Below are 11,873 nucleotides of genomic sequence, written 5' to 3' on the forward strand. Positions count from 1 at the left end.
GGTGAAATCATGAAAGAGACCGGATCACAACGGGAGCGCCCACGTATTGTTGTTATGGGCGGCGGAACCGGCTTGTCCGTCATGCTGCGGGGCTTAAAGCAAAAGCCGCTAGATATTACGGCTATTGTTACAGTCGCTGACGATGGCGGAAGCTCCGGGATTTTGCGCAGTGAGCTGCAGATGCCCCCTCCAGGGGATATTCGCAATGTGCTGACTGCCTTGGCTGACGTGGAACCAGTGATGTCAGATATGCTGAAATACCGTTTCGGTGCGGGATCAGGATTGTCAGGCCACAGCCTGGGTAATCTGATTTTAGCAGCGATGACCGATATATCGGGAGATTTTGTAACGGCGGTGCGTGAGCTTAGCCGTGTATTTGCTGTCCGGGGACGTGTGCTACCGGCAGCCGAGGAAGGCGTTGTGTTAAGCGCTGAGATGGAGGATGGAACGGTGATTACCGGGGAGTCCAAGATCCCGGAAGCGGGCGGACGCATCAAACGCGTCTTTCTTGAACCGACTCACGTGGAGCCGTTGCCTGAGGCTGTAGAGGCCATTAATGAAGCCGATGCGATTTTGATTGGCCCCGGCAGTCTATATACCAGCATATTACCAAATTTGCTTGTACCTAAACTCGCTGAAGCTGTAGTAAAATCAGACGCTATCAAAATATTTGTCTGTAACGTTATGACCCAGCCTGGCGAAACCGATGGTTATACGGTAGGAGATCACCTGCAAGCTATTTTTGAGCATGTAGGGCATCATCTCTTCGACTATGTCATTGTAAATAACGGAGAAATCCCACCCCAAGTACAGGAAATGTATGCCGAGCAGGGAGCCAAGCCAGTTCAAGTAGACATGGGCGAGCTGACCGACCGGGGATATAAAGTGGTGGCAGATACATTAGTTCTGTTCCGCACGTATTTACGGCATGATGCCGACAAATTGAGCCAGCATATTTACCAATTGGTACAAAACTGGATATTAAGAAGGAGGTGAGTCCCTTGTCCTTTGCGGCACAAACGAAAAAAGAGCTTACGATGATTGAAAGCCAGTCCTGCTGTGAGAAAGCGGAACTATCTGCACTTATACGTATGCTCGGATCCGTACAACTGTCGAATAAAAGGGTGATATTGGACGTGTCCACAGAAAATGCCGCGATTGCAAGGCGGATTTACTCCTTGATCAAGAAGCATTTTCAACTCCATATCGAACTGCTTGTACGGAAAAAAATGCGCTTGAAAAAAAATAATGTGTACATTGTCCGTATTCCCAATGGTGTGCAGCAACTGCTAAAGGATCTTTATATCGTCACAGAAGGTTTCTTATTCACTGACGGGATTAATCGGGATATCGTTCGGAAAAACTGTTGTAAGAGGGCTTATTTGCGGGGCGCCTTTATGGCAGGTGGCTCTGTCAACAATCCTGAAGGATCGTCTTACCACCTTGAAATTTCTTCGATGTATGAGGAGCATTGTCAGGCACTCGTTGATCTTGCGAATGAGTTTCACCTAAATGCTCGCTGTATTGAGCGAAAAAAAGGTTTTATTCTCTACATCAAGGAAGGCGAGAAGATCATTGAGCTGCTTAGCATCATTGGGGCGCATCAAGCCTTGTTCAAATTTGAAGATGTACGCATTATGCGCGATATGCGCAATTCCGTAAATCGCATTGTCAATTGTGAAACGGCTAATTTGAACAAGACGATTGGAGCTGCTGTCCGGCAAATTGAGAATATAAAGTTGCTGGAGAGGGAAGTTGGTTTGGAGACCTTGCCGGATAAACTGCGTGAAGTGGCAGAAATTCGTCTCGCTCATCCCGATTTGAATTTAAAAGAAGTCGGGGAAATGCTCAAAGGGGTCGTGAGTAAATCGGGTGTAAATCATCGGCTTCGCAAAATTGATGAGATGGCTGACAAAATCAGGGGCGAAAATGGCCTGATTCCGTAAAAAGAATGTCCGTGGGGCTTTCAGCCCCGGTTTTTTTAGTTTTTTTTCTAGTGTCTGTCCCGGGTTAATGTTATAATGTGATAAATAAAATGGAGTAAGTAGTGTCCAGATTTATTTGATGAGGGGGTAAGCTGACATGTCAAAACATCCGGTAGTCGTACGCTTGAAAACAGGACTGCACGCCAGACCTGCTGCGTTGTTCGTACAGGAAGCGAATAAATATTCATCTGAGATTTTTGTGGAAAAAGAAGACAAAAAGGTTAATGCCAAGAGCATCATGGGTATTATGAGTCTTGCCATCAGTACAGGTACTGAAATCAATATTAGTGCTGAAGGTGCGGACGCCGAACAGGCTGTAAACGCTTTAGTAAGTCTGGTTAGTAAGGTAGAGCTGGAAAATCAATAAACAAAGATTTGCTTTGTGATATGGTGTATGCTCTTAGTGAAAAGCCCCTTTGGGGCTTTTTTTGTATCCAGAAAAAAGTCTTCGAAAACTCCTCCGTTAACTGTTTTATGGATGGATTTGTTGAATATAGAGACTGTATTAAGTTCAAACTATAAATAATTAAAATCCCCGTGGTCATGCTCTGTTTCGGAAATTTGTACGCTTGGCTGCAACCTTTTTCCGTCTTTTCCGTCTGGAAGGTACAAACATTTTCAAGAAAGAGGTTGAATTCAATGAGACTTTGGACAAAAACAGTAGCCACGGCAGTTCTCGCAGGAGCATTAATGGCAGGGGGAGTAGCAGGCGGATTATGGACGGGGGCAGATCGTGCTTATGCTGCGTCAACAGCTTCGACGGTAAACGGTGTAATTAATGTGACTGGAAGCGGGGAAGTATTGGCGAAGCCCGATATTGCTTATCTCTCTATCGGTGTACAATCGGAAGGGAATACGGCAGCTGCTGCTCAAAAAGCCAATGCTACAAAATTGAACAAGGTTACACAACTGCTGAAAGAAAAGTGGAGCATTAGCGCAGATGACATTCAGACCAGCCAGTTTTATGTACAGCCTAACTACACCTATAACGAAAAAGAAGGGCAGAAGCTCAAAGGCTACACTGCCAACCATACACTTTCCGTCAAATACCGCGATTTGGATAAAATCGGTCAGTTGTTGGATGAGGCGACCAAGTCCGGAGCCAATAACGTAGATAATGTACGTTTTTCCGTGGAAGATCCTTCGACTTATGAAGAAGAAGCCATTACTAAGGCATTGGGAAGCGCACAATCTAAAGCCAGTGCTGTAGCTAAGGCAGCCAAACGAGGGTTAGGTGTCCTTGTGAGTGTGACGGTAGATGGCGGAGAAGCACAAATCTTTACACAACGTGAAAATGCCATGTCAAAATCGCTCTTGGACGTAGCAGGTGGCGGGACAGAGATACAATCGGGGCAAGTAACAGTGAAAGTTCAGGTGTCGGCTCAATACGAAATGAACTAATATAGATCATCAAACGAAGCCACAAGCGGCCTGCATCATGTGCAGGCTGGCTTGCTGGCTTTTTTTGTATACCGAAACCTTTTTGTAATGAGTCTGTCATAGCTAAGGGTTATTAGGTGTACATATTGAAATCGGAGAGTGTACAGATTGTAAACTACATACAATAGGGTATAGATATAATAATAAAAGTAGTTATCACACATAGACAATACAGATCATTAACAGGAGGAATATTTAATATGAGTAAGCATGCAAAAAAATGGGGTTCAGCACTGCTGGCGGCAGGGATTTTCGCAGGAGTCACAGCTGTTCCCGTTTCCTATATCCAGGCAGCATCGACGAAACAGCAGCAAGCGACAACACAGCAACCAGGAATCACCATCCAATGGAATGGTAAAACGTTGCCCGCTAAAGGTGTCCAAGTGAACGGGAGTACAATGATTCCGGTGGCCGCACTGCGCGACAGCTTGGGGATTCCAGTAAGCTATGATGCGAAAACAGCGACATATACCGTAGGTAGCGGGTACAATAAACTTTACATTATGGCTTCTTCCTCGGATGCCTACGTCAACGTCAATGGAATCAATACACGTAGTATGGATGCCAAACAGATCGCTGGGAAGCTATACATTCCTATGAGTTTGCTGAAAGACTATCTGGGCATAGATGCTCAATGGAATGCAGCTCAGAAAACAGTAACGCTGAGTAAAAGCCAGCTAAATCCGATTACAATTGCGTCTCAAACACTTCCAGCTTCGAGTAGTGCGAAGGTGTCCTACAAGATTAAGTACCCGCAAATCAGCGGTAGCCAGCTGAATTCTGAGGCTCAACAGGCCATTAACAATGTGCTTAAAAAGCATGCAGAAGGTATATTGGCAGCAGGCAAAAAGATGATGGCTGAGGGAGAGGCTACAACAGAAAGACCGTATGAGTTTGGAAATGATTTTGCGATTGCCTATAACAAAGATGGTATTCTGAGTGTGATTATGCAGGACTACTCGTATACGGGTGGCGCACATGGCATGACGGCACGTAAAGGATATACGTTTTCGCTAGCTGATGGTAAACTGCAGCAATTGTCTGACGTATTGAAGGCAAATCCGAACTACAAAAAGTTCCTCAATGCTGATTTGAAGAAAAAAATCGATGCACTTCAGGCTGGCGAAGGATTCGGCAAATTTAAAGAGCTGGCGGCAGATCAGAATTTTTATGTGACGAACAGTGGAGTAACAATCGTGTTTGATTTGTATGATTATGCGCCATACGCGTATGGAATTCCTGAGTTCACCTACTCGTTCGGTCAACTGCTGCCTCAAGGTGGAAAGCCTTTTGCGGGACAGAATGAATAGTAGAAATAAATAAGTCCAATTGTCTATAACCTAAAAAACAATAAAGCAAAAAAGCTGCCTACCGGATAAGGACATCCGGAGCAGCTTTTTCATTTACCAGTTATCGAAAGAGGTAAATTTCTTCTCTTATACACCTTCTGGAGAGGAGCTAGTTAGCACTTTATCAATAATACCGTATTCCTTGGCATCATCAGCAGACATGAAGTAGTCACGGTCTGTATCTTTTTCAATGCGCTCCAGTGGTTGGCCTGTGCGATCTGCGAGAATGCGGTTCAGTTTATCACGCATTTTCAGAATGCGGCGTGCGCGGATTTCGATATCCGTTGCCTGACCTTGTGCACCACCCAGGGGTTGGTGAATCATAATTTCACTGTTTGGCAAAGCGAAACGTTTACCTTTGGCGCCTGCATTCAGCAAAAACGCGCCCATGGAAGCCGCCATACCTACGCAAATCGTAGATACGTCAGGTTTAATGTATTGCATCGTATCGAAAATGGCCATACCAGCTGTAATGGAACCGCCAGGGCTGTTAATATACAAGTGAATATCTTTTTCAGGATCTTCGGCAGCCAAAAACAGCATTTGCGCAATTATAGAGTTGGCTACAACGTCATTGACGTCCGAGCCTAACAAAATAATGCGATCCTTTAACAGTCTGGAATAAATGTCATAGGCGCGTTCGCCGCGGTTACTTTGTTCTACTACCATAGGAACATAGCTCACGTCAAAAAACCTCCCTTAAATATCGTTAGTGGATTTGGTGGACATGCCGATTACACGTCCCTTATTTATAAACTGTTACCGTAATAACCACATGATAAACAATTTCAAACAAAAAGTCAAAGAAAGTCAAACTAATGATTAAAAAAAAGAGCCCTCAGCGCTCTTATTGGTTAAAACATTATATAGAAGCATCTAAGCGTTCATTTAAAATGGCGCGCCCGCGAGGAATCGAACCTCGATCTCAGGCTCCGGAGGCCTACGTCATATCCGTTGGACCACGGGCGCATAGTTGATTCAATGCAAACAACTAACTAATTAAACAGCTAATTGGAAACAAAGATGATTATATGATATACAGCAGTGAATTGCAAGCTTTTATTAAATGCGCATATTCAGATAAATGGTTGAGAAATATAGGTTCAGATAGACTTGCATATGGAGCAAATATTGGTTAAGATATACGTGGGACTTAAAAAGTTATCCCGGGACGTTTTGAGACCAGTTAGAGATAGAGCATTAGAGACAGAACTTAGAAGTGTGCGGGAGTGGAAAGCATGCGAAAGATATTAGAAATACAGAAGCAGCTTCTGCCCGACCTCATGGATGTTTTGAAAAAAAGGTACACGATCCTGCATCAGATTATGCTGTCCGATGTTGTTGGACGCAGAACACTGGCAGCTTCACTGAACATGACTGAGCGCGTGTTGCGCGCCGAAACCGATCTTCTTAAAGCTCAGGGGCTAATTGAGATTGAGAGTGTAGGCATGAAGGTGAGCAAAGCAGGACTGGATCTGCTGGAACAGCTGGAGCCGATTGCGAACAACTTGTTCGGCCTGTCCCAATTGGAGGACCAGATTCGTCAAGCCTATGGTTTGAGGAAGGTGGTTGTCGTTCCAGGGGATTCGGATGCTTCTCCGTTAACAAAGCAGGAGCTGGGGCGCGCTGGAGCAAAAGCGTTGCTGAGTGTTATGGACGACGAGGATGTGGTCGCTGTAACAGGTGGCACGACAATTGCCGACGTGGCGGAACAACTGGCACTACCTTCTAATGGCCCACTTAAGGGTGGGTGGTTTGTACCGGCACGCGGGGGTTTGGGAGAAAGCATGGAAATGCAGGCCAACACAATTGCTTCCACAATGGCTCGCAAGGTAGGCGCTCAATACCGTCTGCTCCATGTACCGGATTTGCTCAGCAATCATGCTTACAACTCCTTGCTTGAAGATACGAACATTCAGGATATATTGAACCTGATTCGCGAGAGTCGTATCATCATTCACGGGATAGGCAACGCCATAGCGATGGCACATAGACGTAAACTTGATCCCGAAACCTTTGCCCAGATCAGCAGTGAAGGAGCGGTAGCCGAATCGTTTGGTTATTACTTTAACGAAGATGGCGTCGTTGTTCACAGAATGCTGACGCTTGGACTCCGATTGGAGGACATTAGGCGTACCGATACGGTTCTAGGTGTAGCTGGAGGCAAAAACAAGGCGGCCGCTATTCATGCGGTACTGCGTTTCGGGCAAGAGGACATTCTAGTCACCGACGAAGGCGCTGCTGTTGAGATTGTAAGTCGTTATTTAAATGATTAATATAGGATTTATGAATAGTGTTGTCTTGACGGGCTTTCGGGTCTGTCTTGAATATATAAAACTAAACTAAACGAACTTTGGGAGGAACTCACTCATGACAGTTAAAGTTGGTATTAACGGTTTCGGACGTATTGGACGCCTTGCTTTCCGCCGGATTCAAAACGTGGAAGGTATTGAAGTAGTAGCAATCAATGACTTGACAGATTCCAAAATGTTGGCACATTTGTTGAAATATGATACAACACAAGGTAATTTCCAAGGACAAGTAGAAGTACATGACGGCTTCTTCAAAGTAAACGGTAAAGAAGTTAAAGTTTTGGCTAACCGCAACCCTGAAGAACTGCCTTGGGGAGACCTGGGTGTAGACATCGTTCTGGAATGTACAGGTTTCTTCACAACTAAAGAAGCTGCTGAGAAACATTTGAAAGGCGGCGCTAAAAAAGTTGTTATCTCCGCTCCAGCTACTGGCGACATGAAAACTGTCGTTTACAACGTAAACCATGAAATTCTGGACGGAACTGAAACTGTAATCTCCGGTGCTTCTTGCACAACAAACTGCCTGGCTCCTATGGCTAAAACACTGCAAGATAAATTTGGTATCGTTGAAGGTTTGATGACTACAATTCATGCTTACACTGGCGACCAAAACACTTTGGATGCTCCACATGCTAAAGGTGACTTCCGTCGTGCTCGTGCAGCAGCTGAAAACATCATCCCTAACACAACTGGTGCTGCTAAAGCAATCGGTTTGGTTATCCCTGAGTTGAAAGGTAAATTGGATGGCGCGGCTCAACGTGTTCCAGTACCTACAGGTTCCCTGACTGAGCTGGTAACAGTTCTGGAGAAAAACGTAACTGCTGAAGAAATCAACGCTGCGATGAAAGAAGCATCCGATCCTGAAACTTATGGATACACTGAAGATCAAATCGTTTCTTCCGACATCAAAGGTCTTACTTTCGGTTCTTTGTTTGATGCAACTCAAACTAAAGTTCTGACTGTTGGCGACAAACAACTGGTGAAAACTGTAGCTTGGTATGACAATGAAATGTCTTACACTGCACAATTGATCCGCACGTTGGAATACTTCGCAAAACTGGCTAAATAAGAACAGTCTTATTGAGCAACATCATAGAGCGGAAACAGGTTATTGTTTCCGCTCTTTATATATCAAATGTGCCTTGAATTCCTGATTCGTAAAATTATAAGGGTGCGGAGGAATATGGAGATGAACAAAAAGAGCGTACGTGATATAGAACTGAATGGAAAACGGGTGTTTGTTCGTGTAGATTTTAACGTTCCGGTTGAGGACGGTAAAATTACGGATGACAAGCGTATTCGTGAAACCTTGCCAACCATTAACTACCTGATTGAAAAAGGTGCAAAAGTTATTTTGGCGAGTCACTTTGGACGTCCAAAAGGTCAGGTTGTTGAATCCATGCGTCTGACTCCTGTTGGCGTACGTTTGTCTGAGCTGCTGAAAAAACCAGTAGTTAAAGTGGACGAATCGGTAGGCGAAGCTGTTAAAGCGAAAGTGGCTGAACTGCAAAACGGCGACGTGCTGTTGCTTGAAAATGTACGTTTCTATGCAGGGGAAGAAAAGAATGATCCTGAATTGGCGAAGCAATTTGCTGAATTGGCCGACGTTTTCGTGAATGACGCATTTGGTGCAGCACACCGTGCTCATGCTTCCACAGAAGGTATCGCGCATCTTCTTCCGGCTGTTTCCGGCTTGCTGATGGAGAAAGAATTGTCTGTAATCGGTAAAGCTCTTTCAAACCCAGATCGTCCTTTTACAGCCATTATCGGCGGTTCCAAGGTAAAAGACAAAATCGACGTGATTGACAACCTGCTGAACATTGCAGATAACGTAATCATTGGCGGTGGTTTGGCTTATACATTCTTCAAAGCTCAAGGTCATGAAGTGGGTCAATCCCTACTGGATGAATCCAAACTGGACGTAGCTCTTGGATTTATCGAAAAAGCGAAGAAGCTCGGCAAAAACTTCTACCTTCCGGTTGATATTGTTGTATCTGACGATTTCAGCGCTACGGCGAACACAAACATTGTGGATATCGACGGCATTCCTTCAGATTGGGAAGGCGTGGATATCGGACCGAAAACACGTAAAATCTATGCAGATGTGATCAAAAACTCCAAATTGGTTGTTTGGAATGGACCAATGGGTGTATTTGAAATCGAACCTTTCGCTGGTGGTACTCGTGAAGTAGCGGAAGCTTGCGCAACAACAGAAGCATACACCATCATTGGTGGCGGTGATTCTGCGGCTGCGGCTGAAAAATTCCACTTGGCTGACAAAATGGATCATATCTCCACTGGCGGCGGCGCATCTCTGGAATTTATGGAAGGCAAAGCACTTCCGGGTGTTGTTGCACTGAACGATAAATAATCAAACGCACTATGCGTGAATAAAGCTTTAGGGCACCTAATAGTTAGGAGTTGAAACCATTGAGAACACCGATTATCGCGGGTAACTGGAAGATGTTTAAAACCGTACCAGAAGCTAAAACTTTCATCGAAGAGATCAAAGGCAAAGCAGAGGTTGCAGGAGTGGAAAGCGTGATTTGCGCACCATTTACGAATCTTCCTGCTCTGGTTGAAGCAGTAAAAGGCACGTCTATTAAAATTGGCGCACAAAACCTGCATTTTGCAGAAGATGGTGCATTTACAGGTGAAATTAGCGGTGGAATGCTGAAAGATCTGGGCGTAGACTACGTTGTGATCGGACACTCCGAGCGTCGTGAATATTTTAATGAAACAGACGAAACGGTGAACAAAAAGGTTCATGCGGCATTCCGTCATGACCTGACTCCAATCGTATGTGTAGGCGAAAAGCTGGAAGATCGTGAAGCTGGACAAACTAAAGAGGTTGTAAAAGTGCAAACTGTAGCAGCTTTTGCTGGTTTGGCTAAGGATCAGGCTGCACAAGTAGTTGTTGCTTATGAGCCAATCTGGGCCATCGGAACAGGCAAATCCTCCACTTCGCAGGATGCGAATGAAGTGATTTCCTATATCCGTAGTCTGATTAAAGAGCTGTATGATGAAAATACAGCAAATGCTGTACGTATTCAGTATGGTGGCAGTGTAAAACCTGAAAATGTTACTGAGTACCTGGGTCAAAGCGATATCGACGGCGCGCTTGTGGGCGGTGCCAGTCTTCAACCGGCGTCGTACATCGCGCTTGTTGAGGGGGCGAAGTAAGATGACAGCACCAAAACCGGTAGCTTTAATTATTATGGACGGGTTCGGATTGCGTGACACCGTAGAAGGTAATGCGGTTGCGCAGGCCAACAAACCGAATTACGACCGGTATTTACAACAGTATCCTCATACAACGCTGACGGCTTCTGGCGAAGCAGTGGGTCTGCCTGAAGGACAAATGGGTAACTCCGAAGTAGGTCACTTGAACATCGGCGCAGGCCGAATTGTATATCAAGACTTGACTCGTATTTCGAAGTCCATTCGTGACGGCGAGTTCTACGACAATGAAACACTGGTTAAAGCAGTGCAACATGCTAAGAAGAACAACACGAAACTTCACCTGTACGGACTGTTGTCTGACGGCGGCGTGCATAGCCATATCAGCCATCTGTTCGCTATGCTGGACTTGGCGAAAAAAGAAGGCTTAACTGAAGTGTACATTCATGCTTTCATGGATGGACGCGACGTTATGCCTGACAGCGGCGTAGGCTTCATGCAGCAACTGATCGCCAAAATTCAAGAAGTGGGCGTAGGCAAAATTGCGACTGTACAAGGACGCTATTATGCTATGGACCGCGACAAACGTTGGGAACGTGTGGAGAAATCTTACCGTGCAATCGTATACGGAGAAGGCCCTCAATACACAGATCCAATGGAAGCATTGAAAGAATCGTATGAAAAATCAGTGTTCGACGAATTTGTGGAGCCAACGGTTATTGTGAAGGCTGACGGAAGTCCTGTAGGGCTGGTCGAAAGCAATGACTCTGTTATCTTCCTCAATTTCCGTCCTGACCGTGCGATTCAACTGTCTCAGGTATTTACAAACGCGGACTTCCGTGGTTTTGACCGTGGCCCGAAATTGCCTAAAGATTTGCACTTTGTTTGCCTGACGTTGTTCAGCGAAACGGTTGAAGGCTTTGTAGCTTACGAACCGAAAAACCTGGATAACACGTTTGGTGAAGTGTTGGTTCAAAACAACAAAAAGCAATTGCGTATTGCTGAGACTGAAAAATATCCGCACGTTACTTTCTTTTTCAGTGGCGGACGTGATGTGGAGCTTCCTGGCGAAACTCGTATTTTGATCAACTCGCCTAAAGTGGCTACATATGACTTGCAGCCGGAAATGAGTGCGTATGAAGTAGCGGATGCTGCTGTTAAGGAAATCGAAGCCGACAAGCATGATGCGATTATCCTGAACTTTGCCAATCCGGATATGGTTGGACACTCCGGTATGCTGGAGCCAACAATTAAGGCGGTAGAGACGACGGATGAATGTGTTGGACGTGTTGTAGATGCGGTTAAAGCCAAAGGCGGCGTGGTTATTATCATTGCTGACCATGGTAACGCGGATATGGAAATTGATGAGCAGGGACGTCCGTTCACAGCTCACACAACTAATCCGGTTCCGTTCATTTTGACTGACGAAAATATCGTTTTGCGTGAGCATGGAATACTGGCTGACGTAGCTCCAACGCTTCTGGATTTGATGCAACTTCCGCAACCTGCGGAAATGACAGGAAAATCTATGATTGCATCCCGCAAGTAAGCTTGATTTAATAAGTATAGGCTTGACCAATAAATCATGATTCACAAAGGAGATTAAG

At 45.2% G+C, this 11,873-nt stretch carries 11 protein-coding genes and 1 tRNA gene; 10 read left to right on the plus strand and 2 right to left on the minus strand.

Annotated elements, in window-relative coordinates; all coding sequences use genetic code 11:
- Positions 1 to 9 precede the first annotated feature (9 nt).
- The 5 genes from NSQ58_RS05820 to NSQ58_RS05840 all read left to right on the plus strand — a co-directional run bounded on the left by NSQ58_RS05820 (position 10) and on the right by NSQ58_RS05840 (position 4,735).
- Positions 10 to 996 carry a gluconeogenesis factor YvcK family protein gene (locus tag NSQ58_RS05820; RefSeq protein WP_023986485.1) on the plus strand — a complete coding sequence of 329 codons (987 nt, stop codon included), beginning with the start codon at positions 10 to 12 and terminating at the stop codon, positions 994 to 996.
- A 5-nt stretch (positions 997 to 1,001) separates the two neighbouring features.
- Positions 1,002 to 1,946, plus strand: coding sequence for a DNA-binding protein WhiA (whiA, locus tag NSQ58_RS05825; RefSeq protein WP_061830212.1), 945 nt, complete (start codon positions 1,002 to 1,004; stop codon positions 1,944 to 1,946).
- Positions 1,947 to 2,082: 136 nt separating this feature from the next.
- Positions 2,083 to 2,352 carry an HPr family phosphocarrier protein gene (locus tag NSQ58_RS05830; protein WP_013368811.1) on the plus strand — a complete coding sequence of 90 codons (270 nt, stop codon included), beginning with the start codon at positions 2,083 to 2,085 and terminating at the stop codon, positions 2,350 to 2,352.
- Positions 2,353 to 2,624: 272 nt separating this feature from the next.
- Positions 2,625 to 3,386 carry an SIMPL domain-containing protein gene (locus tag NSQ58_RS05835; protein ID WP_076159786.1) on the plus strand — a complete coding sequence of 254 codons (762 nt, stop codon included), beginning with the start codon at positions 2,625 to 2,627 and terminating at the stop codon, positions 3,384 to 3,386.
- Positions 3,387 to 3,625: 239 nt separating this feature from the next.
- Positions 3,626 to 4,735, plus strand: a complete 1,110-nt coding sequence (locus NSQ58_RS05840) for a PdaC/SigV domain-containing protein (RefSeq protein WP_053324374.1) — start codon at positions 3,626 to 3,628, stop codon at positions 4,733 to 4,735.
- Positions 4,736 to 4,861: 126 nt separating this feature from the next.
- Here NSQ58_RS05840 and clpP read toward each other — a convergent pair whose 3' ends face one another.
- Positions 4,862 to 5,458: an ATP-dependent Clp endopeptidase proteolytic subunit ClpP gene (gene clpP / locus NSQ58_RS05845; protein WP_013368815.1), complete on the minus strand. Its 597-nt coding sequence runs from the start codon at positions 5,456 to 5,458 to the stop codon at positions 4,862 to 4,864.
- A gap of 210 nt (positions 5,459 to 5,668) precedes the next feature.
- A tRNA-Arg gene (locus tag NSQ58_RS05850) sits at positions 5,669 to 5,743 on the minus strand.
- Positions 5,744 to 6,012: 269 nt separating this feature from the next.
- On the opposite strand from NSQ58_RS05850, the gene NSQ58_RS05855 reads away from it, so the two are divergent.
- The 5 genes from NSQ58_RS05855 to gpmI all read left to right on the plus strand — a co-directional run bounded on the left by NSQ58_RS05855 (position 6,013) and on the right by gpmI (position 11,815).
- A complete protein-coding gene (locus NSQ58_RS05855; protein WP_023986487.1) occupies positions 6,013 to 7,050 on the plus strand; it encodes a sugar-binding transcriptional regulator in 1,038 nt (345 codons plus the stop codon).
- 94 nt (positions 7,051 to 7,144) lie between these two features.
- On the plus strand, positions 7,145 to 8,155 hold the full coding sequence (gene gap, locus NSQ58_RS05860; RefSeq protein WP_023986488.1) for a type I glyceraldehyde-3-phosphate dehydrogenase: 1,011 nt from the start codon (positions 7,145 to 7,147) through the stop codon (positions 8,153 to 8,155).
- Between the two features lie 120 nt (positions 8,156 to 8,275).
- The gene (locus tag NSQ58_RS05865; RefSeq protein ID WP_023986489.1) at positions 8,276 to 9,457 is read left to right on the plus strand and encodes a phosphoglycerate kinase; all 1,182 of its coding nucleotides are present in this window, start codon (positions 8,276 to 8,278) and stop codon (positions 9,455 to 9,457) included.
- Positions 9,458 to 9,516: 59 nt separating this feature from the next.
- Positions 9,517 to 10,269 carry a triose-phosphate isomerase gene (gene tpiA, locus NSQ58_RS05870; RefSeq protein ID WP_023986490.1) on the plus strand — a complete coding sequence of 251 codons (753 nt, stop codon included), beginning with the start codon at positions 9,517 to 9,519 and terminating at the stop codon, positions 10,267 to 10,269.
- A 1-nt stretch (position 10,270) separates the two neighbouring features.
- Positions 10,271 to 11,815: a 2,3-bisphosphoglycerate-independent phosphoglycerate mutase gene (gene gpmI / locus NSQ58_RS05875; protein ID WP_028541876.1), complete on the plus strand. Its 1,545-nt coding sequence runs from the start codon at positions 10,271 to 10,273 to the stop codon at positions 11,813 to 11,815.
- Positions 11,816 to 11,873: the final 58 nt, after the last annotated feature.

It is taken from the genome of Paenibacillus sp. FSL M7-0134, from assembly GCF_038007865.1.
Taxonomy (GTDB): domain Bacteria; phylum Bacillota; class Bacilli; order Paenibacillales; family Paenibacillaceae; genus Paenibacillus; species Paenibacillus polymyxa_B.